Source organism: Salinicola sp. NYA28a, from assembly GCF_976982775.1.
Genome location: NZ_OZ334582.1, coordinates 676,329 through 699,556 on the forward strand (window position 1 = coordinate 676,329; position 23,228 = coordinate 699,556).

Annotated in this window: 20 protein-coding genes; 13 read left to right on the forward strand and 7 right to left on the reverse strand. The window is 63.5% G+C overall.

Translation table 11 applies throughout. The features are described 5' to 3' along the window. Window positions 1-260: 260 nt before the first annotated feature. The 12 genes from ffh to ACWHY3_RS03290 all read left to right on the forward strand — a co-directional run bounded on the left by ffh (window position 261) and on the right by ACWHY3_RS03290 (window position 12,171). Window positions 261-1,682: a signal recognition particle protein gene (ffh, locus tag ACWHY3_RS03235; RefSeq protein WP_087717584.1), complete on the forward strand. Its 1,422-nt coding sequence runs from the start codon at window positions 261-263 to the stop codon at window positions 1,680-1,682. Window positions 1,683-1,820: 138 nt separating this feature from the next. Continuing rightward, a complete protein-coding gene (gene rpsP / locus ACWHY3_RS03240) occupies window positions 1,821-2,072 on the forward strand; it encodes a 30S ribosomal protein S16 (RefSeq protein ID WP_071231752.1) in 252 nt (83 codons plus the stop codon). Between the two features lie 77 nt (window positions 2,073-2,149). Next, window positions 2,150-2,680, forward strand: coding sequence for a ribosome maturation factor RimM (gene rimM, locus ACWHY3_RS03245; RefSeq protein ID WP_448128135.1), 531 nt, complete (start codon window positions 2,150-2,152; stop codon window positions 2,678-2,680). Window positions 2,681-2,761: 81 nt separating this feature from the next. Then, on the forward strand, window positions 2,762-3,541 hold the full coding sequence (trmD, locus tag ACWHY3_RS03250) for a tRNA (guanosine(37)-N1)-methyltransferase TrmD (protein ID WP_448127551.1): 780 nt from the start codon (window positions 2,762-2,764) through the stop codon (window positions 3,539-3,541). A gap of 162 nt (window positions 3,542-3,703) precedes the next feature. Further along, the gene (gene rplS, locus ACWHY3_RS03255) at window positions 3,704-4,060 is read left to right on the forward strand and encodes a 50S ribosomal protein L19 (protein ID WP_071231754.1); all 357 of its coding nucleotides are present in this window, start codon (window positions 3,704-3,706) and stop codon (window positions 4,058-4,060) included. A gap of 152 nt (window positions 4,061-4,212) precedes the next feature. Continuing rightward, window positions 4,213-5,100, forward strand: a complete 888-nt coding sequence (gene xerD, locus ACWHY3_RS03260; RefSeq protein ID WP_448127552.1) for a site-specific tyrosine recombinase XerD — start codon at window positions 4,213-4,215, stop codon at window positions 5,098-5,100. Between the two features lie 2 nt (window positions 5,101-5,102). After that, window positions 5,103-5,852: a DsbC family protein gene (locus ACWHY3_RS03265; protein ID WP_448127553.1), complete on the forward strand. Its 750-nt coding sequence runs from the start codon at window positions 5,103-5,105 to the stop codon at window positions 5,850-5,852. Window positions 5,853-6,029: 177 nt separating this feature from the next. Then, window positions 6,030-7,343: a homoserine dehydrogenase gene (locus ACWHY3_RS03270; RefSeq protein ID WP_448127554.1), complete on the forward strand. Its 1,314-nt coding sequence runs from the start codon at window positions 6,030-6,032 to the stop codon at window positions 7,341-7,343. Window positions 7,344-7,432: 89 nt separating this feature from the next. Then, window positions 7,433-8,821, forward strand: coding sequence for a threonine synthase (gene thrC, locus ACWHY3_RS03275; RefSeq protein WP_087717587.1), 1,389 nt, complete (start codon window positions 7,433-7,435; stop codon window positions 8,819-8,821). A gap of 39 nt (window positions 8,822-8,860) precedes the next feature. Beyond that, window positions 8,861-9,481: a glutathione S-transferase family protein gene (locus ACWHY3_RS03280; protein ID WP_448127555.1), complete on the forward strand. Its 621-nt coding sequence runs from the start codon at window positions 8,861-8,863 to the stop codon at window positions 9,479-9,481. A 7-nt stretch (window positions 9,482-9,488) separates the two neighbouring features. Further along, window positions 9,489-11,309, forward strand: coding sequence for a single-stranded-DNA-specific exonuclease RecJ (locus ACWHY3_RS03285; RefSeq protein WP_448127556.1), 1,821 nt, complete (start codon window positions 9,489-9,491; stop codon window positions 11,307-11,309). 250 nt (window positions 11,310-11,559) lie between these two features. Further along, on the forward strand, window positions 11,560-12,171 hold the full coding sequence (locus tag ACWHY3_RS03290) for a YitT family protein (RefSeq protein WP_087717590.1): 612 nt from the start codon (window positions 11,560-11,562) through the stop codon (window positions 12,169-12,171). Window positions 12,172-12,216: 45 nt separating this feature from the next. Here the strand turns inward: ACWHY3_RS03290 and ACWHY3_RS03295 are convergent, their stop codons facing one another. The 3 genes from ACWHY3_RS03295 to ACWHY3_RS03305 all read right to left on the reverse strand — a co-directional run bounded on the left by ACWHY3_RS03295 (window position 12,217) and on the right by ACWHY3_RS03305 (window position 16,224). Continuing rightward, the gene (locus ACWHY3_RS03295) at window positions 12,217-12,651 is read right to left on the reverse strand and encodes a VOC family protein (protein ID WP_087717591.1); all 435 of its coding nucleotides are present in this window, start codon (window positions 12,649-12,651) and stop codon (window positions 12,217-12,219) included. A 127-nt stretch (window positions 12,652-12,778) separates the two neighbouring features. Continuing rightward, the gene (locus ACWHY3_RS03300; RefSeq protein ID WP_369695246.1) at window positions 12,779-15,784 is read right to left on the reverse strand and encodes a heavy metal translocating P-type ATPase; all 3,006 of its coding nucleotides are present in this window, start codon (window positions 15,782-15,784) and stop codon (window positions 12,779-12,781) included. Continuing rightward, a complete protein-coding gene (locus ACWHY3_RS03305) occupies window positions 15,781-16,224 on the reverse strand; it encodes a MerR family transcriptional regulator (RefSeq protein WP_303854634.1) in 444 nt (147 codons plus the stop codon). The genes ACWHY3_RS03300 and ACWHY3_RS03305 overlap by 4 nt, the downstream gene beginning before the upstream one ends. A gap of 314 nt (window positions 16,225-16,538) precedes the next feature. Between ACWHY3_RS03305 and ACWHY3_RS03310 the strand changes: the two genes are divergently transcribed. Further along, the gene (locus ACWHY3_RS03310; RefSeq protein WP_332778812.1) at window positions 16,539-17,846 is read left to right on the forward strand and encodes an OmpP1/FadL family transporter; all 1,308 of its coding nucleotides are present in this window, start codon (window positions 16,539-16,541) and stop codon (window positions 17,844-17,846) included. 124 nt (window positions 17,847-17,970) lie between these two features. Here the strand turns inward: ACWHY3_RS03310 and ACWHY3_RS03315 are convergent, their stop codons facing one another. The 4 genes from ACWHY3_RS03315 to ACWHY3_RS03330 form a co-directional block, all read right to left on the reverse strand. Further along, window positions 17,971-19,572, reverse strand: a complete 1,602-nt coding sequence (locus ACWHY3_RS03315; RefSeq protein ID WP_448127557.1) for an ABC transporter ATP-binding protein — start codon at window positions 19,570-19,572, stop codon at window positions 17,971-17,973. Between the two features lie 10 nt (window positions 19,573-19,582). Then, window positions 19,583-20,554, reverse strand: a complete 972-nt coding sequence (locus tag ACWHY3_RS03320) for an ABC transporter permease (protein ID WP_087717595.1) — start codon at window positions 20,552-20,554, stop codon at window positions 19,583-19,585. Window positions 20,555-20,646: 92 nt separating this feature from the next. Further along, a complete protein-coding gene (gene oppB / locus ACWHY3_RS03325) occupies window positions 20,647-21,573 on the reverse strand; it encodes an oligopeptide ABC transporter permease OppB (RefSeq protein WP_448127558.1) in 927 nt (308 codons plus the stop codon). Window positions 21,574-21,618: 45 nt separating this feature from the next. Continuing rightward, window positions 21,619-23,220, reverse strand: a complete 1,602-nt coding sequence (locus tag ACWHY3_RS03330) for a peptide ABC transporter substrate-binding protein (protein WP_303856448.1) — start codon at window positions 23,218-23,220, stop codon at window positions 21,619-21,621. Window positions 23,221-23,228 lie beyond the last annotated feature (8 nt).

Consider the following 23,228-nt stretch of genomic DNA (forward strand, 5'->3'; position numbering starts at 1 on the left):
GGTGACTGACGACCGCCATGACGATGAAAAGAGTACGGGATGCGGATGTGCTAGATGATAGGCAATCGCGTTTCGCGGTTACTATACCCAATCACTGCCAACTCGCCCAGCCATAGCCGCATGCAGCCGAACTGTGTGAATCAGGCCGCATGGAGCCAAGCCCTATCCATGCGTATAATGCTGGCCACATTCCTTCTAGCGGCGCCGCGAGCTTGAGTTCGAGCATCGGTGGCGCCAGGCATCGTTGCCCGGAGCGTTTCATGTTCGAAAGCCTCTCCAATCGCCTGTCGCAGACGCTCAAGTCGATTACCGGCCAGGCGCGTCTGACCGAAGACAACATCAAGGATACCCTGCGTGAAGTGCGCCGGGCCTTGCTCGAAGCCGACGTTGCCTTGCCCGTGGTCAAGGACTTCGTCGATCGCGTACGCGAGCGTGCCGTGGGCCAGGAGGTCTCCAAGAGCCTCTCGCCAGGGCAGCAGTTCGTCAAGATCGTCCAGCAGGAGCTGGAGGCGATCATGGGGCAGGCCAACGAAGCGCTGACGCTCAAGGGCTCGCCCGCGGTCGTGCTCATGGCCGGCCTGCAGGGCGCGGGCAAGACCACCTCCGTGGCCAAGCTGGCGAAGTTCCTGCGCGAACGCGAGAACAAGAAGGTGCTGGTGGTTTCCGCCGACATCTACCGCCCGGCGGCCATCGATCAGCTCGAGACCCTGGCCCGGGAAGTCGAGGTCGACTTCTTCCCGTCGACCAGCGCCCAGCAGCCGGTGGCGATCGCCGAAGCAGCGATCAAGCACGCCAAGATCCAGTTCCATGACGTGGTGATCGTCGATACCGCCGGCCGGCTGGCGGTGGACGAAGCGATGATGGCGGAGATCCAGGCTCTGAACCAGGCGATTCAGCCGCAGGAGACGCTGTTCGTCGTCGATGCCATGACCGGCCAGGATGCCGCCAACACCGCCAAGGCGTTCCATGACGCGCTGCCGCTGACCGGCGTCATCTTGACCAAGGCCGATGGTGACGCGCGCGGCGGTGCGGCGCTTTCTGTGCGTCACATCACCGGCAAGCCGATCAAGTTCATGGGGATGGGCGAAAAGGTCGATGCCCTGGAACCGTTCCACCCCGATCGCGTGGCGTCGCGCATTCTCGGCATGGGCGACGTGCTGTCGCTGATCGAGGAGGCGGAGCGCAATGTCGACAAGGGCAAGGCCGAGCGACTCGCCAAGAAGGTCAAGAAAGGGCAGGGCTTCGATCTCGAGGATTTTCGCGACCAGCTCCAGCAGCTCAAGAAGATGGGCGGTATGGGCGGGCTGATGTCCAAGCTGCCGGGCATGGGGCAGATGGCGGAAATGGCCCAGAACAAGGGAGCCGAGCAGGAATTCGGCAAGCTCGAGTCGCTGATCAACTCGATGACGCCCCAGGAGCGACGCAAGCCCGAAATCATCAACGGCTCGCGCAAGCGCCGCATTGCCGCCGGTGCCGGTCTGCAGGTGCCGGATCTCAATCGTCTGCTCAAGCAGCACAAGCAGATGCAGAAGATGATGAAAAAGGCCGGCCAGAAGGGCGGCATGCAGAAGATGATGCGCGGCATGTCCGGCATGATGGGCGGCGGAGGCCCTGGCGGCCCTGGTGGTCCCGGTGGCATGGGCGGTATGGGGGGAATGGGCGGCGGCTTTCCCCGGCGCTGATTCGCCCGTGCGTCGCAACAAAAGGTTCCCAAGACAGGGTGTTTTCCGTAGAATGCTGCGTCTTCGTCTCGGGCGAGTGTCCGAGAAGACTCGAATCCGTGGCGTAACGATTAACTTAACCGAAGGATTATCAACGCAATGGTAACCATTCGTCTGGCACGTGGTGGCGCCAAGAAGCGTCCCTTCTATCACCTGACCGTTAGCGATTCTCGCGTTTCCCGCGATGGCCGCTTCATCGAGCGCGTCGGCTTCTTCAACCCGGTCGCTCGCGGCCAGGAAGAGCGCCTGCGTGTCGATCTGGACCGCATCACCCACTGGCAGTCCCAGGGTGCGCAGGTTTCCGATCGCGTGGCCGAGCTGGTCAAAGAAGCTCGCAAAGCCCAGGCCTGAGTTCGATCATCATGCCGCAAGCGGCTCGCGAAACGCTGTCGGGTGACCCCTTGCCGAAAGCCGAGCAGGACAAGCCCATGCAGAATGACGAGACGCAGCACGTGGTGCTGGGGCGTCTGACCAGCCCGCACGGTGTGAAAGGTTGGCTCAAGGTCTATTCGTACACCAGTCCGGCCCAGGGCATCTTCGACTATCCGGTCTGGGTGTTGTCGATGCAGGGGCAGCGCCAGTCGCGACGTCTGCTCGACGCGCGGCCGCAAGGCAAGAGTCTGGTGGTACGACTGGAAGGTATCGACACGCGGGAGCTGGCAGAGCAGTGGGCCGGTGCCGAGGTGTCGATCGAGAAAACGGCGCTACCCGAACTGGATAGCGGCGAATATTACTGGCATCAGCTGGAAGAGCTCGAGGTCAAGACTTGCGATGGCGTCAAGCTGGGTCGAGTCGACCATCTCTTCGAGACGGGTGCCAACGATGTGCTGGTGGTCAAGCCCTCCGAGGGTAGTCTCGACGATCGCGAGCGATTGCTGCCGTTTCTGCCTGACGACGTGATCGTTCAGGTCGATCTGGCCGGACGATTCATGATCGTCGACTGGGACCCCGCTTTCTGAAACGCTGCACGTCGACATGACGCGGCGATTTCGGGAAACGGCGAACGGCCGATAATCGGCGGCGGGAAGGAGAAGCGTACCGTGTGGATTGGTGTCGTCTCCCTGTTCCCTGAGATGTTCGAGGCCATTACCCGGCATGGCGTTACCGGTCGCGCCGTCGAGCGTGGCTTGCTGGAAATGGCTTTCTGGAATCCCCGGGATTACGCCACGGACAGACATCGCACGGTCGACGATCGTCCTTACGGGGGCGGCCCCGGCATGCTGATGAAGGTCGATACCTTGCGCGGCGCATTGACGGATGCGCGTGCCGGGGCGGAAGCTGCAGGCCATCGTGCCAGCGTGATCTACCTGTCGCCTCAGGGGCGCAGGCTGGATCAGGCCGGAGCTCGCGAGTTGGCTTCGCGTGATGGCCTGATCGTCGTGGCGGGCCGTTATGAAGGCATCGACGAGCGCGTGGTCGAAGCCGACATCGATGAAGAGTGGTCGATCGGCGACTACGTCCTCAGCGGTGGCGAGCTGCCCGCGATGGTGATGATCGATGCGCTGGCGCGCGAAGTGCCCGGTGTGCTGGGGCACAGTGACTCGGCCAGCGAGGATTCGTTTGCCGATGGCCTGCTGGACTGCCCGCACTATACGCGGCCCGAAGTGATCGACGGCCACCGGGTACCGGACGTCCTGCTCAGCGGCAACCACGAGTTGATTCGCCGCTGGCGACTGAAACAATCCCTCGGGCGCACTTGGCTCAGGCGCCCGGATCTGCTGGAGAGCCGAACGTTGGATCGTGAACAGCGCAAGCTGCTCGACGAATTCATCGACGAACACGTCGCGGGAAGCGCGTCTTCCGGCGACGGCGGTGCATGAGGCGACAGACCTTCGAACAGACCTGCGAATAGCGTGATGTTCGAATGCAATAGTCGTCGACATGCGTCATCCACGAGTCCGATTCCGCCCCGACCGCTTGTCGGACGGGCGTCGGGATCACGAAACGCCCTTCAGGTACGTTTCTTCAACGAGGAGCAAGACATGAGCAGCAAGAGTAAAGTGATCCAGGCGCTCGAAGACGAGCAGATGAGCAAGGAAGTCCCGGCGTTCGCGCCCGGTGACACCATCGTCGTCCAGGTCAAGGTCGTGGAAGGCAGCCGCGAGCGTCTCCAGGCTTTCGAAGGCGTCGTCATCGGCAAGCGTAACCGCGGTCTGAACTCCGCTTTCACCGTGCGCAAGATCTCTCATGGTGTCGGCGTCGAGCGTACCTTCCAGACCTACAGCCCGCTGGTGGCCGGTATCGAAGTCAAGCGTCGCGGTGACGTGCGCCAGGCCAAGCTCTACTACCTCCGCGAGCGCAGCGGCAAGTCTGCCCGCATCAAGGAAAAGCTGGGCTGAGTCGGCGCAAGCCGCTGACCCACACGCTCCCGGTCATCATCGGGAGCGTGCCCGGCAGGAGCAACGGAAACCCCGCGAGTCGTTCGGCTTGCGGGGTTTCCGCGTTATGATGGTGCTCTTTGTTTACACTGCCGTTTTCGCCCCGGAGTTGCATGAACGATCACGACCGACGCGATGCCTTCCTCGATGCGCTATGGCTGGAGCGGGGCGTCAGCGAGCACACGTTGAGCGCCTACCGCCGTGATCTGACGGCGTGGATCGTCTATCTCGAGGCACAGGACGAGCGGCTGCTGGCGCCTGGCGAGACCACCTTGATCGATTTCGTCGAGTCCTGTCGCGAGCGCTATCACACCCGTTCCATCGCGCGGCAGCTCTCCTGCCTGCGCCGCTTCTACCGCTGGGCTCTGGCCGAAGGACTGATGAGTCACGATCCGCTGGCGGAGGTTCAATCGCCGCGAGTGCGGCCCGGGTTGCCCTCGACCCTCGAGGAGCACGACGTGGATCGGCTGCTGATGGCGCCGGACGTGGAGACCGCGCTGGGCCTGCGCGATCGCGCCATGCTGGAAGTGCTCTACGCCTGCGGCCTGCGCGTCTCCGAGCTGGTGGGGTTGACCGTATCGGCGGTCAATCTGCGTCAGGGCGTGGTGCTGATCCGTGGCAAGGGTGACAAGGAACGACTCGTGCCGCTGGGCGAAGAAGCCATGGCCTGGATCGAGCGTTATCTGCGCCAGGGCCGCAACGAGCTGATGAACGACATCCGCCAGCCACCGCTGTTTCCCGGGCGCCGTGATGGCTTCATGACCCGCCAGACTTTCTGGCACCGGCTCAAGCACTATGCGCAGCTCGCGGCCATCGACAAGCCGCTGTCGCCGCATACCCTTCGCCATGCCTTCGCGACCCATCTATTGAATCATGGGGCCAATTTGCGTGTCGTACAGTTGCTGCTGGGTCACAGCGACCTGTCGACCACGCAGATCTACACCCACGTGGCCCAGGCGCGTCTGGAAGCGCTGCACGCTCAACACCACCCGAGAGGTTGAACATGAGAAGTCGTCTACTGTTGTCCACCGTTGCCTTGCTGGCTGCCGTTCTGGCGCCGGCCGTATCGGCCGAGCCGCCGGCCGATCTCGCCGACAAGCTCAACGCGCACGGGGGACAGCCTCTGCCGATCGAAGCCATCGACGACTCTCCGGTCCCCGGGCTCTATGAAGTCCGCCTGCGTGGCGGCAATACGCTCTACTCGGACGCCGAGGGCCAGTATCTGATCGTCGGCGATCTTTACCAGAATGCCGAGGACGGCATGGTCAACCTGACCGAACAGGCGGCCAACCAGCGACGCAAGGCCCTGGTCGACGCCGTGCCCGAGAATCAGCGCGTGATCTACAAGCCGGCCGGCGAGGTCAAGGCCAGGCTCACGGTGTTCACCGATCCGACCTGCCCGTACTGCCACAAGCTGCACGCCGAGATGTCCCAGCTCAACGACATGGGCATTCAGGTCGACTATCTGGCCTTCCCGCGCATGGGGCCTAGTTCGGATGCGGCGCGACAGCTCGCCGACGTGTGGTGTGCCGACAACCGCTCGGAAGCGATGAGTGCGGCATTCCGCGGTGACAGCGTGGAAGCGTCGAAAAGTTGCCAGGCTCCCATCGCGTCGCAGTATCAACTGGGCGTCGAATCGGGAATTCAGGGCACGCCCGCGATCATTTTCCCCGATGGCAAGATGGTGCCGGGATACCTGCCGGCGAAGCGGTTGGCGGCCATGCTCGGCATCGATGCCAGCGGCGATAGCTGATACCCGGCAGGATACCCGCGAGTCCGCTTGACAAGGGGGGCTGGGCTTTCTACCGTGACCGCCCTTCAGGGCGCTTTGTGCCGGGAATCCGTACAGCAAAGAATGGAAAGCCGTGACAGCGGCTTCCGCTCCGGAGGGCGATGCGGCGAGTCAATATCAGCAGGGGAGAGCGACATCTTGGATCCGGTGAGAGTGGGTATCTGCGGGCTGGGCACCGTGGGCGGTGGCACCTTCGACGTTCTGACGCGCAACGCCGACGAGATCGCTCGTCGGGCGGGTCGCCCCATCGTCATCGAGCAGGTGGGTGCGCGGCGCGACAATCCTGACTGCGACACTTCCGGGGTCAAGGTGACACGCGACATTTTCGAAGTCGCGCGCAATCCCGATATCGATGTGCTGGTCGAGCTGATCGGCGGTTACGACGTTGCTCGCGAGCTGGTCATGACCGCGATCGAACATGGCAAGCACGTCGTGACCGCCAACAAGGCGCTGATCGCCGTTCACGGTAACGAAATCTTCCAGGCAGCCCACAAGAAGGGCGTCATCGTCGCCTTCGAGGCTGCCGTGGCCGGCGGCATCCCGGTGATCAAGTCGCTGCGTGAAGGTCTCGGGGCCAACCGCATCCAGTGGCTGGCCGGCATCATCAACGGCACCGGCAACTACATTCTGACCCACATGCGCGACGAAGGGCGAGCCTTCGATGACGTGCTCGCCGAAGCCCAGGCGCTGGGATATGCCGAAGCCGATCCGACCTTCGACGTCGAGGGCATCGATGCCGCCCACAAGCTGACGATCCTGGCCTCCATCGCCTACGGCGTCCCGCTGCAGTTCGATCGTGCCTATACCGAGGGCATCGCGCGGATCACCGCCGATGACGTCGAGCAAGCCGATAACCTGGGCTATACCATCAAACATTTGGGCATTACCCGGCGGGGCGATAACGGCGTCGAGCTGCGCGTCCACCCGACCCTGATCCCGAAGGAGCGGCTGCTGGCCAATGTGCATGGCGTCAAGAATGCCATCGCCGTGATGGGCGACGCCGTCGGCCCGACGCTCTACTATGGTGCGGGTGCCGGGGCGGAACCCACGGCCTCGGCGGTGGTCGCCGACCTGCTGGACGTGGCGCGCGATATTACCACCGCGCATCGCTACCGTGTCCCTTACCTGGCGTTCAGCGGGGTCAACGACGAAGCCAACGCGCTGCCGATCCTGCCGATGGAAGAGATCGTCACGGCCTACTACCTGCGCCTGCTGGCGGTGGACCGGCCTGGCGTGCTGGCGCGAGTCGCGACGATCCTGTCCGAGCAGACCATCTCGATCGAGGCGATCATCCAGAAGGAAGCCACCGAAGGCGAACTGGTGCCGATCATCCTGCTGACGCATCGCACCCGCGAGCAGCACATGAACGATGCGATTCGCCAACTGGAATCGCTGGCCGATATCGCCGGGCCGGTCACGCGGATTCGTGTCGAGTCGCTGGACGAGCAGTAATAACTTCAGTTCCGAGCCGTAAGCCGCGAGCCGCGAGCGGGTTGTGCTCGAAGCCCGCAGCTCGAAGCTCGTCACTCACGGAGTGAAATATGCGTTATATCAGTACGCGCGGCCAGGCGCCGGCGCTGAATTTCGAGGAAGTGGTACTGACCGGCATGGCGGTCGACGGTGGCCTCTACGTGCCGGAGACGATGCCGCAGCTGTCGCGGGAGGAGCTCGCCTCGATGGCGGGGCTCTCCTACGCCGACATCGCTTTTCGGGTGATGAAGCCCTTCGTCGGCGGCGAGATCGACGACGAGACGTTCCGTGGGCTGGTGCATGATGCCTACGCGACCTTCAGCCACGATGCCGTCGTCCCGCTCAACCAGCTCGATGCCAACCACTTCCTGCTCGAGCTGTTCCACGGCCCGACGCTGGCATTCAAGGATGTCGCGCTACAGCTGCTGGGGCGCATTCTCGATCATTTCCTCGCCAAGCGCGGCGAGCGAGCGGTGATCATGGGCGCCACCTCCGGTGACACCGGCTCGGCGGCGATCGAAGGCTGCCGCCACTGCGATCATCTGGATATCTTCATCCTCCATCCGCACAACCGGGTTTCCGAAGTGCAGCGGCGCCAGATGACCACAGTGCTGGCGGACAATGTCTTCAACATCGCCATCGAGGGCAACTTCGACGATGCCCAGGCGATGGTCAAGGCGAGCTTCGCCGACCAGGCGTTCCTCGAGGGCGCACGGCTGGTGGCGGTCAACTCGATCAACTGGGCGCGCATCATGGCCCAGATCGTCTACTACGTCGCTGCCGGCGTGGCGCTGGGCGCGCCGCATCGCGAAGTCAGCTTCTGCGTGCCGTCGGCCAACTTCGGTAACCTCTTCGCGGGCTACATGGCCTACAAGATGGGCCTGCCGGTCAAGCAGTTCATCATCGCCACCAACGCCAACGACATCCTGCACCGCACGCTGGCCGACAACGACTTCTCCAAGCGCGACCTGGCGGCAACGCTGGCCCCCTCGATGGACATCGTCGTGTCGTCGAACTTCGAGCGGTTGCTGTTCGACGCCTACGACCGCGACGGCGATGCAGTTCGCGAGCTGCTCGAGCGCTTCCAGCAGGAGCCGGCCGTGCTGGCCGAGGCGCCGCTCGCCAGGCTGCGCGAGAAGTTCTCCAGTTTCAGCGTCGACGACGATGCCATCCTCGAGACCATTCGCGACGCGCATCATCGCACCAAGGAGCTGCTCGACCCGCATACCGCCACCGGTTACCGGGCGGCGGAGCAGGCGCGCGCCGATACGGTGACGCCGATGATCACGCTGGCGACGGCGCATCCGGCCAAGTTTGCCGAAGCCGTGGTCAGGGCCGGCTTCTCCGGCGTGCCGCTGCCGCCCCACATGGACGATCTGCTCGAGCGCGAAGAGCGCTACAGCGTGCTGCCCGCCGAGTTGAAAGCGGTCCAGGCATTCGTCGCCGATAACCGTCGCTGAGACGGGATCGCGCATTGCTGCGTTAACGGGAGAGACGCCATGTTGAAAGTACTGGGAAGAGACAACTCGAACAACGTCAAGAAAGTGCTTTGGTGCGCGGCCGAACTGGAGCTCGAGTTCGAACGTGTCGATTACGGCGGCGTGCATGGTGGTCTGGATAGCGACGAGTATCGCAAGCTCAATCCCAACGGCCTCATTCCGTGTCTGATCGACGGGGAAAGAAGCGTGTGGGAGTCCAACGCCATCGTTCGCTACCTGGTCGCTGCCTATGGCAATGGTGCGCTGCAGAGCGGCTCTCCCCTCCAGCGAGCCATATGCGATCAATGGATGGACTGGGTGCTGTCGATGCTGGCCGCGCCCTTCCGCGACTTGTTCTTCAACCGCGTGCGTGCCACCCCCGAGCAGTTCGACGGGGACGCGATGGCACGAGGCCAGTTGCTCGTGGCCGAACGGTTGGCAATCGTCGACAGGGCGCTTGCAAGCCAGGCATGGTTGTCGGGAGACGCCTTCGGCATGGGTGACATCCCCATGGGATGTTTCGTCCATACCTGGTTCGCGATGGACATCGAGCGCCCCACGCTGCCACACCTGGCCGACTGGCATGCACGGCTCGAGACGCGTCCGGCATTCCGCCAGCACGTCATGACCCCGCTCACTTGAGTTCTGGATGTCTACTGTTCCCGCTACGACCTTGGCCGACCAGACTTCCCACGATTACGCCCGCTGTCGCATCCAGCCACGCCCGCGCGACGAGAACGTCTATCGGCGCGGGCTGGCCGCCGGGCTGAGCGAGCTGCAGGCACGGATTCTCGCCGGGCGGCTGCCGGGACACGACGGCCCGCTGGAAGCGTTGACCGCGCCGGCACTGCGCTATCTCAGCCACCCCGAGCAGCTGTGCGATGCCCGCCGTGGCGCCGAGCGCATCGCGCGGGCGGTGAGCGAGGGCGAGCATATCGGCATCCTGACCGACTACGATGTCGACGGTATCACCTCGCATGTGGTGATGCTGCGGTCGATGACCGAGCTGTTCGGCGTGCCGTCCGCGAAGCTGCACAGCCTGATCGGTCACCGTATCAACGACGGCTACGGCATCAGCCTGCCGCTGGTCGAGCGCACGCTGGCGCTGAAGCCGCGCCCCAGCCTGGTGATCACCGCCGATTGCGGCTCCTCCGACGAACCGCGGATCGCGCGCCTGCGCGAAGCGGGGATCGACGTCGTCGTCACCGATCACCATGCGTTGCCGATCGAAGGGCCTCCGGCTTCCGCCTACGCCACGATCAATCCCACGCGCTCGGACTGCGGGTATCCGGACAAGACCATCGCCGGCTGTATGGTGGCGTGGCTGATGATGTCGCTGACCCGCTCGGTCCTGATCGAGCAGGGCGTGCTGTCGTCGTCGACGCCCAAGCTTTCGCCCTGGCTCTCCTACGTGGCCTTGGGGACGGTGGCGGACTGCGTGTCGCTGGGGGCGAGCGCCGCCAATCGCGCGGTCGTGACCTACGGCCTGCGGCTGATCAATCGGATGGAGGCTGCCTGCTGGCGGGTCATGGCGGAACGCCTGGGTGCCGACAGCGTGCCGTTCAATGCCGAGACGCTGGCCTTCCAGATGGGGCCGCGAATCAATGCCCGCTCGCGGCTGGACGACCCCTACGCCGCGCTGCACTACATGCTGGCCGCCGAGGATGGCGTCGCCCGCCAGCATCTCCAGGTGCTGGATGATGACAACCAGGCCCGCAAGGCGCTCGAGGCCGACATGGTCGAAAGTGCCCGCGCGCTGGCCAAGCCGCAGCTGGCGGACAACCTGCCGGCGCTGGTGATCCATCTGCCGGAGGGGCACGCTGGCGTGCAGGGCATCGTCGCTTCCCGGCTGGTCCAATCCTACGGGCGTCCGGCGCTGGTGCTGACGCCCGCTACCGCGCCGGACATGCTGACCGGCTCCGGGCGCTCCATCGAGGCTCTGCATCTGCGCGACGCGCTGCAGCGGGCCCACGAGCTGTCGCCGTCGAGCCTGCCGCGTTTCGGGGGGCATCGCGGCGCTGCCGGCGTCGGCGTGCCGCTCGCCGAGCTGGAGTCGTTCCGCCATGCTTTCCTGCAGGCCGTGCGAGAACAGTTGGGCGAACGGGAGCTGTTCCCGATCGTATGGACCGATGGCAGCCTGAGCGCATCGCAGTTGACCCTGGCGACGCTGGACGAGCTCGACGCGCTGGCGCCCTATGGCCGCGAATTCGACGCGCCGCTGTTCGAAGCCGAGTTCTTCGTCGAGCAACTGCGCCCGGTCGGTGCCGAGGGCAATCACCTGATGCTCGAGCTCTCCTGCGACGCGGTGGTCAGCCGGGCGATCTGGTTCCGCGCGCTCAATCCGGGCGAGGCCGCGCCGGTTTCACTTGGCGACCGGATACGATGCGCCTTCAAGCTTTCCCGCAATCGCTGGAAAGGGCGCGAGTCCCTGCAGTTGATGGTCGAGCACGCCGAGCGCCTGACGGCCTGACGTTTCCCGCCTCATTTCCCCATCCTTTCACACGCTTCATTGGCTGCCACGACACCTGCCGCCACGACGCCTGTCGTCCCGAACTGTCGGAATCGGGCGGGTTCGGGGTCGCCTCGAGCGGACGTCTTGACGATATAATCGCCGGATCGCCGGTGGCCCCGTTCTCGGGGCGTGACCGGACAGGCGCCAAAAGCGCCGACTCATTGACCCACTGCCTACCCGGCAGAGACAAGACAACAAGGATTGCTCGATGGAAACGACGTACCGTCACCGTTCCTATGAAGACGTGCTGGCCATTCTGCTGGGGTCTTCCTGCGCGGCGCTAGGGTTGGCGCTCTATCACCATGCCGAGATCCTGATCGGCAGCACAGCGGGCCTGGCGCTGTTGGTGACCTACGTGACCGGCTGGAGTTTCGGACTCGTCTTCTTCGTCATCAACCTGCCGTTCTACTGGCTGGCCTGGCGGCGGATCGGCCATCAGTTCACCTTCAAGACCTTCGGGGCGGTAGCGCTGCTGTCGTGGATCTCCTGGATGCTGCCGAGCTGGCTGGAGATCGGCGAGGTCGATCCGCTGTTCGCGGCGCTGGCGGGGGGAAGTCTGATCGGCCTGGGCGTGCTGTTTCTGCTACGCCACCGTGGCAGCCTCGGCGGGTTCAACATTCTCGCGGTCTATCTGCAGGACCGTTACGGTTGGCCGGCGGGCAAGGTGCAGATGGGACTGGATGGCCTGATCATGCTGGCTGCGTTCTTCGTGCTGCCGGTGACCAACGTGCTCTATTCAATCGTCGGCACCGTGGTACTGGGCGCGATTCTCACCATCAATCACCGCCCGGGGCTCTACGCCGGCATCAGCCAGAGTTGAAGAGCTGAGGCTGAGGCTAAGTCTGGATCGGCCCAGCGCTGCCGTTCAATAGTTGGGCCACAGCCCCGGCGTGACCAGCTCGAGCAGGTGGTCGTCCGGGTCGCGAAAATAGAGGCTCTCGCTCCCTTTCGGCCAGCGGGTCCGGCCTTCGATCTCGATGCCCTGATCGGCGAGATGCGCCTCCCAGTCGTCGAGACTTTCGGCCGGAATCGCCAGCGCCAGGTGCTGGCGACCCTCGCCGTCGTGGGGCGGGATGGTCCCCATGTCAGCCGGCAGGTGGACCGTCTCGTCGGTCTGGCCCTGCTGGAACACCAGCAGCATGGTGTTGCCGGTGGGGTAGGCGGTGAAGCGCTCGTCCTCGAGATGAGGTTCGAGCCCGAGCACGCGCGTGAAGAAGTCCCGAGCCTGCTGCATGTCGGCCGTGTAGAGAACGCTTTCGATGACGCCGCCCAGCGGTGGGGCGTGGTGTGGTGAAGTCATCGTTTTCTCCTTGCTGGCTTCGTCCCTTTGCTAGCTGCGTCCCTGGCTGGCTGCGATCAGCCTCGCAGCCAGAACCACCAGACGATGAACAGAATCACGGCGATGCCCAGGGTATTGAGCAGAAGTGTCATGCCGTCGCTTCCTTTGCGTTTGCGTTGGTCTGGGTTGTCGAACCTTGGCCGCCATCGGGCCGGAACAGCCGTAGCCGGTTGGCATTGCTGACTACCGTGACCGAGGAGAGCGACATCGCCAGAGCCGCGATCATCGGCGACAGCAGCATGCCGGTGAAAGGGTAGAGTATACCGGCGGCAATCGGGATGCCCAACGCGTTGTAGCCGAAGGCGCCCCACAGGTTCTGCTTGATGTTGGAGAGCGTGGCGCGGCTGATGGCGATGGCGTCACCGACGCCGTGCAGCGAGTTTCGCATCAGCGTCATGCCGGCGCTCTCGATGGCGATATCGGTGCCCTGGCCGATGGCGAAGCCGACCTCGGCCTGTGCCAGCGCCGGGGCATCGTTGATGCCGTCACCGACCATGCCGACGCGTTCACCGCGTTGCTGCAGCTCGACAATGGCCTGTTGCTTGTCGCCGGGCATCAGTTCGGCGCGAACCTCGTCGATGCCCGCTTCCCGGGCGATGGCCTCGGCCGTGGCGCGATTGTCTCCGCTCAGCATCACCACTGTCAGACCCTCGGCCTTCAGGCGCGAGATCGCGGCGCGGCTGTCCGCCCTCAGCGCATCGCGAATACCATAAAGGGCTGCCAGTTCGCCGCCGATGGCGAGGTAGATCACGCTGGTCGCCTGTGCCTGCCACTTCTCGGCATCGGAGGCGGCAGTGGCCACATCGATGCCGTGCTCGTGCATCAGCGCGGCGTTGCCCAGGAACACCTGACTGCCGTCATCCAGAGCCGCGCTGACGCCCCGGCCGGTCAGGCTCTGGAAATCACGGATCGCCACCTCGTCCGCCGTATCGCCGACGTGCGTCAGCAAGGCGTCGGCCAGCGGGTGCTCCGAGCCGCGCTCCAGGGCGGCCACCACGGCATCGACGCGCGTTTGCTCCAGCCAATAGCGGCTGTCGGTGACCCGCGGCTTGCCCTCGGTCAGGGTGCCGGTCTTGTCGACCACCAGGGTGGTCAACTGGCTCGCGGTCTGTAGCGCTTCGCCGTCGCGAATCAGGATGCCGTACTCGGCGGCCTTGCCGATGCCGATCATGGTCGAGATCGGTGTCGCGAGGCCCAGGGCGCAGGGGCAGGCGATGATCAGAACGGTTGTCGCTGCCACCAGCATGTGCACCAGCTGCGGCGCCGGACCGAAGTCGAACCAGAGCAGCGCGGTGACGACAGCGGCGATCATTACGCTGGGCACGAAGATCGCCGAGACCTTGTCTGCCAGCGCGCCGATGGGCGGCCGTGATTCCTGGGCGCGGGAGACCTGGTCGACGATGCGTCCCAGCCGAGTGTCGTCGCCGACATGGCTCGTGCGATAGACGAGGGTTCCCTTGCCGTTGACGGTACCGGCGCTGACCCGATCTCCGGCCGCCTTGCGTACCGGTTCCGGTTCCCCGGTGAGCATCGACTCGTCGATGAAGCTCTCTCCCTCCTCGACGTCGCCATCGACCGGCAGGCGTTCGCCCGGGCGCACCCGGATTCGATCGTTCACCTGAACCTGCTCGATCTCGATATCGCGCTCTTGTCCGTCACGGATCACTCGGGCCGTCTTGCTTTGCAGGTCGAGCAGACGGGACAGCGCCTGGCTGGTACGTCCCCTAGCCTTGAGTTCCAGCGTCTGGCCGATGCCGATCAGACCGATGATCATCAACGACGCCTCGAAATAGAGATGCCGGGATCCCTCGGGAATCACCGTCGGGAACAGCACCACGGCCATCGAATAGAGCCAGGCGGCGGCACTGCCCAGGGCGATCAGGGTATCCATGTTGGCCTGATGATGACGGAACGCTTTCCAGGCGCCGTCGAAGAAGCGACGACCTGCGGTGGCCAGCACGCCCAGCGTGGCCAGCCCCAGGAGCAGCCAGATCCAGCGCTCGCCGCCCTCGAGCTGCGGCATATGGAAGAACATCGCCAGCATCATCGGTACGCCCAGCGTCAGGCTGACCGCCGATTCGATCGCATGGCGACGGGCCTGCCGGGCGGCGTTCTGCTGGCGCTTGGCGGATGCCTCGCGCAGATCCTCGATCGGCGAGGCGCCATAGCCGACGTTCTCGACCGCCGCGATCAGATCGGCGATGCTGGCCTGGCCGCTGACCTGGGCCGTCTCGCTGGCGAAGTTGACCTGGGCATGCTGGACGCCGGGGGTTTTCGAGAGCGCTTTCTGCACCGCGTTGACGCAACCGGCGCAGGTCATGCCGCTGATTGATAGTCGTTGCAGCTCGCCGGCCTCCGTCGGCTCTTCCGCCCGGCTATCGGATGGAGCGGCGTCGTTGGATGGCCGGGTATCGTCGGCCCGGTCGGGCTCGCTCTCACGCGACTCGGTCTCACGCACCTCGGCCTCACGCGATTCGGCCTCGGCAGCCGCCTCGTCTTCGGGCGGATAGCCGGCCTCGGTCAGCAGTCGGGCGATCCGATCCCGTGGCAGCGTGCTGTCGACTTGAAGTCGATGATCGGCCGGTTCGCCGCTGACTTCGGCCTGGGCGTCCTCGGCCTGAACGGCTTCGCGCATGCGCTTGACGCAGCCCTGGCAGCTCATCGCCGGGATGGTGAAATCGCAGGACTCATGCTCGGCGGCCGGGGGATAGCCGGCCTCGGTCAGTAGCTGAGCGATCCGATCCCGTGGCAGCGCGCTATCGACCTGAAGTCGATGATCGGCCGGTTCGCCGCTGACTTCGGCCTGGGCGTCCTCGGCCTGAATGGCCTCGCGCATGCGCTTGACGCAGCCCTGGCAGCTCATCGCCGGGATGGTGAAATCGCAGGACTCATGCTCGGCGTCCGGGGGATAGCCGGCCTCGGTCAGTAGCTGAGCGATCCGATCCCGTGGCAGCGTGCTATCGACCTGAAGTCGATGATCGGCTGGTTCGCCGCTGACTTCGGCCTGGGCGTCCTCGGCCTGAATGGCCTCGCGCATGCGCTTCACGCAGCCCTGGCAATGCATGGCATCGACGCGATATTGGTAGCGGTTCATGCGTTCCTCCTTGCCGGAGCGCAGCACTCATCGGGAGTATCGGGCGTCTGCTCGATCAATCGGCAGATGCTGTGGCCATCGGGCGTGCCATCCGGCAGTCGTGACCAGTCGTTCATCGCTCGCTCCATGCGATCCGCCAGCGCCTGGAGTTCGCGGATCCGGGCATGGATCTGCGGCAGGCGAGCGGCCAGCAGGTCGCGGACCAGCGGGCAGGGTGAGTCGCCCTGATCGGCCTGCTCGAGAATGTCGGCGATCTCCTTGAGGCTGAAGCCCAATGTTCTCGCTCGCTGGATAAAGCGTAGCCGGTCGAGATCCTGCTGATCGAACAACTGATAGCCGTTGTCGGGGTCACGGCGCGGCTTCAAAAGCGCCTGGCGCGTATAGTGGCGCACCGTCTCGGCCGTGACGCCGGCAGTTCGGGCCAGTTCGGTTACCTTCATCGGATGTCCTCGCTGAACCATGGATAACGTCAGTCTAAAACCTAGGTGTAGCCCAAGGGTCAAGCGCTGCCATCACGTAGCCCGACGCTGCAAATCGGTGCTTTAGCGGTTGGTCTTACGACTAAAGAAATCTCTAAAAAGCGATTAAAACGACCGTTTGCACATTGACGCTAAACTGCCATTCCGTCAAAACGGATATCGAAAAGTCGGGCCTTTTCAAATCGAAAATGGCTCAGAGAACAATGGAATCGCCGGCCGCACTTAAAAGGCTCGCAAGACGCCGCGGCGGCTTCCCGGGTTCAGGGGAACCAATCATGATCATTCGTTATCGCCGTCTGTCGTTGGCCTTTACCCTGGCGAGCGCCGCAGTATCAGGGCAAGCCTTGGCGGGCGCATTTCAGTTGCAGGAACAGAGCGTCAGCGGTCAGGGCACGTCCTGGGCGGGACGGGCATCCAATGTCCAGGATGCCACCATCGTTTTCGGCAACCCGGCGGGGATGTCCTTTCTGGACAGGGCACAGTTGACTGCGGGCACCCATTACATTGATGCCAGTTCCGATATCCATGACGAAAGTGGCAACCAGCCGATGGTGACCGGCGTCGATGGCAACGGTACGCCGATCATTGGATCGGTCGCTACTGGGGGCGGCTCTGACGGCGACATGATTCCCCAAAAGGCCATTCCTTTCGGCTATTACGTTCAGCCAATCAATGACCGTTGGAGCTTTGGTCTCGGTGTTTACGCCCCCTTCGGGTTGATTACCGACTATAACGACGACTTCAAGGGACGCTACTTCGGCAACTACAGCGATCTGGAAGTCATCACCGCCCAGCCCACGCTGTCGTACCGCTTCAACGACAAGTTCGCCATCGGCTTCGGCGTGACCTACAACCACATCAAGGGCGAGTTGGAGAGCAAGTCGCCCAACCCGCTCAACCCGACAGCTGCCGGTGACGGTACCGTCAACGTCAAGGGCGATGACGACGCCTGGGGCTACAACATCGGCTTGATCTACCGGCCGGTGGAGTCGACTACCTTGGGGCTGACCTACCGCTCCAAGGTCGATTACACCCTGGACGGTGATATCCACGCGGACAATGTCTTCGGCTACCCTGACCAGAATGCCAGAGGCGATGCCTCGCTCGATATCACGTTGCCGGAAACCATCGACTTCTCGGTCACGCATCAGCTCGACGATCGCTGGACCGTCATGGCGGGAGCGACGTACATTCGCTGGAGTCGCTTCGACGAGCTCGTGGTCGATAACAACCTGAACATCCCCGTCGAAGAGCAGCAGGATTACGAGGACGCCTGGCAGTACTCCGCCGGCCTTTCCTATCAACCCAATCCGCAATGGGTCTTTCGTGGCGGCATCGCGTATGACGAGTCGCCCATCAAGGACAGCGTGCGTACCGTGCGCGTGCCGTCTGCCGACCGCACGCTGGTTTCTATCGGCGCAGGCTGGACACCGATTCCCGACCTGACCATCGATGCCGCCTACAGCTACATCTGGGAAGATCGCGCCGACGTCGATCTGCAGGACGAAAACGGTAACTCCTATCAGGCCGAATACGACAACTCGCTCAACCTGTTCGGCGTGCAGGCGACCTATCGTTTTTAACACCACTTTCGCATCACTGGAGTTAAATCAACCCCGGCTCAGGCCGGGGTTTCATTTGGTGGAGGATGTATCGGGCATTATCCCACCAAGGACATCTCCGTTTGCGGCGGTGGCACCTTGAGCGTCAGGCCGCCTCGGATTCGATAAAGGCCGCCTTGAGCAGTGCCTGGGTATACGCCTCGCGCGGGTGGTTGAAGATGGCATCCACCGAGCCGTGTTCGATGACGCGGCCTTCCTTCATCACCATCACGTCGTCGGAGAGCGCGCGCACCACCGATAGATCGTGGCTGATGAAGAGATACGTCAGGCCGTGCTTCTTCTGCAGGTCGCGGAGCAGGTCGATGACACGAACCTGGACCGAGCGGTCGAGCGCCGAGGTCGGTTCGTCGAGCAGCAGCAGTTCCGGCTTGAGAATCAGCGCACGGGCGATGGCGATACGCTGGCGCTGGCCGCCGGAAAATTCATGCGGATAGCGGTTGCGCATGGCGGGATCGAGGGCGACCTCTTCCAGCGCGGCGATGACTTCCGCCTCGCGCTGGCGTCGGTTCATTTCCGGATGATGTACCTTGAGACCTTCGCTGATAATGTCGCCCACCGTCATGCGCGGGGAGAGCGAACCGAAAGGATCCTGGAACACGACCTGCAGACGCGAGCGCAGCGGACGCATTCCCGATTTGTCGAGCCCGGAAATGTCGGCGTCTTCGAAGCGGATGTCGCCTTCGGACTTCAGCAGCCGCAGCAGGGCGCGGCCGAGGGTCGACTTGCCGGAGCCGGATTCGCCGACGATGCCCAAGGTCTGCCCGCGGCGAATCGACAGGTCGATGCCACGCACGGCCTCGAAGTACTCGCTCTTGCCGAACAGGCGCTTCTTGAGCGGGAAGCGCACCTTGATATCGTGCCCGCTCAGCAGTACCGGCGAATCTGCCGGTGCGGGTTCCTTGCGGCCTCGCGGAATCGCGTCCAGCAGCATGCGGGTGTAGTCGTGGCGCGGGTTGTCGAACACCTCGAGCGTGCGGCCGCTCTCGACCACTTCGCCATAGCGCATCACCGCGACGTGATCGGCGAAATGGCGAACGATGCTCAGGTCATGGGTGATGAACAGGATCGCCATGCCGTACTCGGCCTGCAGCGACTTGAGCAACTCGAGGATCTGCGCCTGGACCGTGACGTCGAGCGCCGTGGTCGGTTCATCGGCGATCAGCAGCTTGGGTTCGCAGGCCAGTGCCATCGCGATCATCACCCGTTGACGCTGACCGCCGGAGAGCTCGTACGGATAGCTGTCGATGCGCCGCTCCGGCTCGGGGATGCCGACCTGGTTCAGCAGCTCCAGCACCCGCTGGCGATTGGCGTTGCCCGTGAGCTGCTTGTGCTTGACCAGCACCTCGCCAATCTGGCGGCCGATGCGGTGGAGCGGATTGAGCGAGGTCATCGGCTCCTGGAAGATCATCGAGATATCGTTGCCGCGAACTCGGCGCATTCGCTTGGGTGTTACCTCGAGCAGGTTTTCGCCATTGAAGCGGATGGCGCCGGTGGTCACGGCGAGCTCGGGCAGCAGGCGCATGGCGGCGGTGGAGGTCACCGACTTGCCGGAGCCGGACTCCCCGACCAACGCCAGCGTTTCGCCCTCGACGATGGTAAAGCTCACGTCCTTGACCGCGGTCACCGGTCCGGTGGGCAACTGGAACGTCACGCTGAGCTTGTCGATTTCGAGCAGAGGTTGAGTCATCGATCAGTCCTTAACGCGTGCGCGGGTCGAGGGCGTCTCTCAGCCCATCGCCCAGGAAGTTGAGACAGAACAGCGTGGCGGCGAGGAAGAACGATGGCACCAGCAGCATCCACGGCGCGCTCTCCATCATGTCCACGCCTTCGGAGATCAGCACGCCCCAGCTGGTCAGCGGCTCCTGCACGCCGAGCCCCAGGAACGACAGAAAGCTCTCGAGCAGGATCACCTTGGGCACGGTCAGGGTGACGTAGATGATCACCGGGCCGATGGCGTTGGGAATCAGATGGCGGGTGACGATCTTGGTATCGCGCACGCCCAGCGCATGGGCGGCCTCGATGAATTCCCGCCGCTTCAGTGCCAGCGTCTGGCCGCGCACGATACGTGCCATGTCGAGCCACTCCACCGCACCGATGGCGGCGTAGATCAGGAAGATGTTGCGCCCGAACACCACCATCAACAGGATCACCAGGAACATGAACGGCAGCGAATACATGATGTCGACGAAACGCATCATGTAGTTGTCGACGCGACCGCCCAGATACCCCGAGATGGCGCCGTAGAGCACGCCGATCACCAGACTGACGAAAGAAGCGACCAGCGCCACCGACAGTGACACGCGCCCGCCATAGAGCACGCGGGTGAGCAGGTCGCGGCCGTTGGCGTCGGTGCCGAGATAGTGCGCGCCTTCCAGCGTCGGACCGGTGCCGAAAGCGTTCCAGTCGACCTCGGCAAGCCCCCACGGCAGCAGCCACGGGCCGACGATGCACACCACGATGATCGCAAGCAGCAGGCCCAGGCTGGCCATGGCGGCGCGGTTCTGGCTGAGACGACGCCAGGCGTCGCGAGCCAGGCTTTCACCCACCGGCGCGCCCTCTTTCGTGCCCGGGGTTTCCGGGTCAGGAGAGCGGGGCGGATTGGGGCCACCAGCGGGTAGCGGGGTGCCATCCGGCTGTTTGCCGCTATAGGGCTTGGATTCGGATGTCATCAGCGGCCTCCCTGTTCTTTGTGATCGTCATTGTCATGATCGTCATTGCTGTCATGATCGGATCGTCGTCACGGTCGAGTCGTTGTCGGGGATTAGTCGTCATAGCGGATCTGGGGGTCGAGTGCCGAATAGAGCAAATCGACGATCAGGTTCATCAACACGATCAGCACGCCATAGAAGACCACGGTGCCCATGACCAGGGTGTAGTCGCGGTTGAGCGCGCCCTGGACGAAGTAGCGGCCGATGCCGGGAATACCGAAGATCTGCTCGATGACCACGGAACCCGTGATGATCCCGGCGATGGCCGGGCCGAGATAGGACATCACCGGCAGCAGCGCGGGGCGAATGGCATGGCGCCAGATCACTTCGCCCTCGTTGAGCCCCTTGGCGCGGGCGGTGCGGATGAAGTGGCTGCCCAGCACCTCGATCATGCTGGCGCGCATCATCCGCGCGATGTAGGCGATCTGCTGGATCGACAGCGCCACCACCGGCAGCACCAGATTGGGTAGGGCGCCACCGTTCCAGCCGCCCGCCGGCAGCCAGCCCAGCAGCACGCCGAATACCAACGCGAAGATCGGCGCGATCACGAAATTGGGGACGGCGATGCCGGTCAGCGCCGTCCCCATGACCACATAGTCGATCGTCGAGTTGCGTTTCAGCGCCGCCGCGATCCCCAGTGGCAGCCCGACGAGCAACGCCAGCAATATCGCCAGCCCGCCGATCTCCAGACTGACCGGAAAGCCCTGCATGATCAGTTCGGTGACCGAGAAGTCCTTGTACTTGAACGACGGCCCGAAATCGCCCTGGAGCAGGTTGCCCATGTAGCGCAGGTACTGCATCGGCAACGGTTCGTCGAGGTGGTAGACCGCCATCAGATTGGCCTCGATCTCCGGCGGCAGCTGGCGCTCGCCGTCGAACGGTCCGCCCGGCGCCACGCGCATCAGGAAAAACGAGAGCGTGATCACGATCAGCAGCGTGGGGATCGCCTGCAGCAGGCGCTTGAGGGTGTAGATCAGCATGTGTTGCGGTCTCTTCTCGACGTGACTGCGGTCATGAGTACTTCCCTAGTCGGTAGCGTTGAAATGCATCCAGCGGCTGGGGTGATCGTTCATGGGATTCTCCCGCCAACCCTCCAGCGCCGGCGCGATCAGTCCCGTCTGGATGTAGAAGTAGAGTGGCAGCATGGCGTAATCGTCGAGCAGCAGACGCTCGGCATCCGCCATGGTGGCGTTACGTGCTTCCGCATCAAGAGTATCGGCAGCCTTGTCCAGCAGTGCGTCATAGTCGGTATTGCTGTAGCCGGAGTGATTGTTGGGCACGCCGGTGTGGAACAGGTCGAGGAAATTGCTGGCATCGTCGTAGTCGGCAATCCACGGCGCCATGCCAATCTGGAAGTTGCCCTGCCGCAGCTTCGAGTAGTAGACGGCGGCATCGCTGTTGTTGAGGACGACGTTCACCCCTAGCGGCTTCCACATCGCCGCCATGGCCACGGGGATGCGCTTGGTGTCCTGATTGGTGATGTAATCGATGGTCAGTTCGAGCGGGTGGTCCGGGCCATAACCGGCTTCCTTCATCAGCGTCTTGGCTCTGGCGAGGCGCTTGTCCATCGACTCGTCGGCGAAATCGAACTGCGGACCGTCATAGTCGCTGATTGCAGTCGGTACCAGGCTATAGGCCGAAGGTTGATTCAGCTTGGTGATCTGGCTGGTAATGACCTGGCGCCGCAGCGCAAGATTGAGCGCTTCGCGAATACGCCGATCATTCAAGACACTGCCAGGGCGTTGGTTGAAGGCGAAGTAGAAAGTCGCGAGGATCGGCGTCTCATGTAGAGCATCCGGTAAGTTCTCTCTCGTCCATTCAATTCGTCCCAGCGGCACGCTACCAGTCATGTCGACTTCACCAGCGCGGAAGCGATTGAGCGACGCGCGCGGGTCATCGATTGGCAGAAATCGGACCTCGTCTAGAGCAACGTTCTCGGCGTCGTGGAAATCGCGGTTTCTGACTGCGGTAATGTGGTCATGGGAGACCCAATCAGTCAGTTCGAAGGCACCGTTGGAGACCATGTGGCCGGGTTTGGTCCAGTCGCTGCCATGAGTCGCGATGGCGTTTTTGGGCACCGGGTAGGTCGAGGCGTGGCCGAGCATGTCGATGAAGTAGCCGGTCGGGCGTGCCAATGTGACTTCGAGCGTATGAGGATCGCTAGCCTCGACTCCTAGAGCCTCGACGGGTTTGTCTCCGCGATTGACGGCCTCGGCATTGGCAATCGGAAACAGCATGTAGGCGTAAGGAGCCGCGAGCTCGGGACTGAGGATACGGCGCCAGGAATAGACGAAATCCTCGGCGGTCAGGGGCGTGCCGTCCGACCATTTGGCGTCATCGCGTAGATGGAATGTGTAGTGAAGGCCGTCGCTGGAACGCTCCCATGAGGATGCGACACCGGGTATGGTTTCACCCGAAGCATCGCGTGCCACCAGCCCCTCGAACAGGTCGGTGATGATAGCGGATTCCCAGGTGCCGGTGGCGAGTTGCGGATCCAGCGTGGAGGGCTCCGCACCATTGGCGCGTCTGAGTACCTGTTTTTCGCCCTCGATGGCTGCCATGGCCAGCGGCGGCGTCAGAATCATGAGGGTACACCCCAGCCCCGCGATGAACTGCTTGATGGTCATTTTGATCT

What these genes read in the sequence shown, in the direction of transcription:
- xerD (WP_448127552.1), top strand. Translation starts at nt 4,213, where the DNA reads ATGAACGATCACGACCGACGCGATGCCTTCCTCGATGCGCTATGGCTG.
- rpsP (WP_071231752.1), top strand. Translation starts at nt 1,821, where the DNA reads ATGGTAACCATTCGTCTGGCACGTGGTGGCGCCAAGAAGCGTCCCTTC.
- rplS (WP_071231754.1), top strand. Translation starts at nt 3,704, where the DNA reads ATGAGCAGCAAGAGTAAAGTGATCCAGGCGCTCGAAGACGAGCAGATG.
- ACWHY3_RS03265 (WP_448127553.1), top strand. Translation starts at nt 5,103, where the DNA reads ATGAGAAGTCGTCTACTGTTGTCCACCGTTGCCTTGCTGGCTGCCGTT.
- ACWHY3_RS03320 (WP_087717595.1), bottom strand. Translation starts at nt 20,554, where the DNA reads ATGACATCCGAATCCAAGCCCTATAGCGGCAAACAGCCGGATGGCACC.
- ACWHY3_RS03330 (WP_303856448.1), bottom strand. Translation starts at nt 23,220, where the DNA reads ATGACCATCAAGCAGTTCATCGCGGGGCTGGGGTGTACCCTCATGATT.
- thrC (WP_087717587.1), top strand. Translation starts at nt 7,433, where the DNA reads ATGCGTTATATCAGTACGCGCGGCCAGGCGCCGGCGCTGAATTTCGAG.
- ACWHY3_RS03305 (WP_303854634.1), bottom strand. Translation starts at nt 16,224, where the DNA reads ATGAAGGTAACCGAACTGGCCCGAACTGCCGGCGTCACGGCCGAGACG.
- oppB (WP_448127558.1), bottom strand. Translation starts at nt 21,573, where the DNA reads ATGCTGATCTACACCCTCAAGCGCCTGCTGCAGGCGATCCCCACGCTG.
- ACWHY3_RS03315 (WP_448127557.1), bottom strand. Translation starts at nt 19,572, where the DNA reads ATGACTCAACCTCTGCTCGAAATCGACAAGCTCAGCGTGACGTTCCAG.
- rimM (WP_448128135.1), top strand. Translation starts at nt 2,150, where the DNA reads ATGCAGAATGACGAGACGCAGCACGTGGTGCTGGGGCGTCTGACCAGC.
- ACWHY3_RS03285 (WP_448127556.1), top strand. Translation starts at nt 9,489, where the DNA reads ATGTCTACTGTTCCCGCTACGACCTTGGCCGACCAGACTTCCCACGAT.
- ffh (WP_087717584.1), top strand. Translation starts at nt 261, where the DNA reads ATGTTCGAAAGCCTCTCCAATCGCCTGTCGCAGACGCTCAAGTCGATT.
- ACWHY3_RS03300 (WP_369695246.1), bottom strand. Translation starts at nt 15,784, where the DNA reads ATGAACCGCTACCAATATCGCGTCGATGCCATGCATTGCCAGGGCTGC.
- ACWHY3_RS03280 (WP_448127555.1), top strand. Translation starts at nt 8,861, where the DNA reads ATGTTGAAAGTACTGGGAAGAGACAACTCGAACAACGTCAAGAAAGTG.
- ACWHY3_RS03310 (WP_332778812.1), top strand. Translation starts at nt 16,539, where the DNA reads ATGATCATTCGTTATCGCCGTCTGTCGTTGGCCTTTACCCTGGCGAGC.
- ACWHY3_RS03290 (WP_087717590.1), top strand. Translation starts at nt 11,560, where the DNA reads ATGGAAACGACGTACCGTCACCGTTCCTATGAAGACGTGCTGGCCATT.
- ACWHY3_RS03295 (WP_087717591.1), bottom strand. Translation starts at nt 12,651, where the DNA reads ATGACTTCACCACACCACGCCCCACCGCTGGGCGGCGTCATCGAAAGC.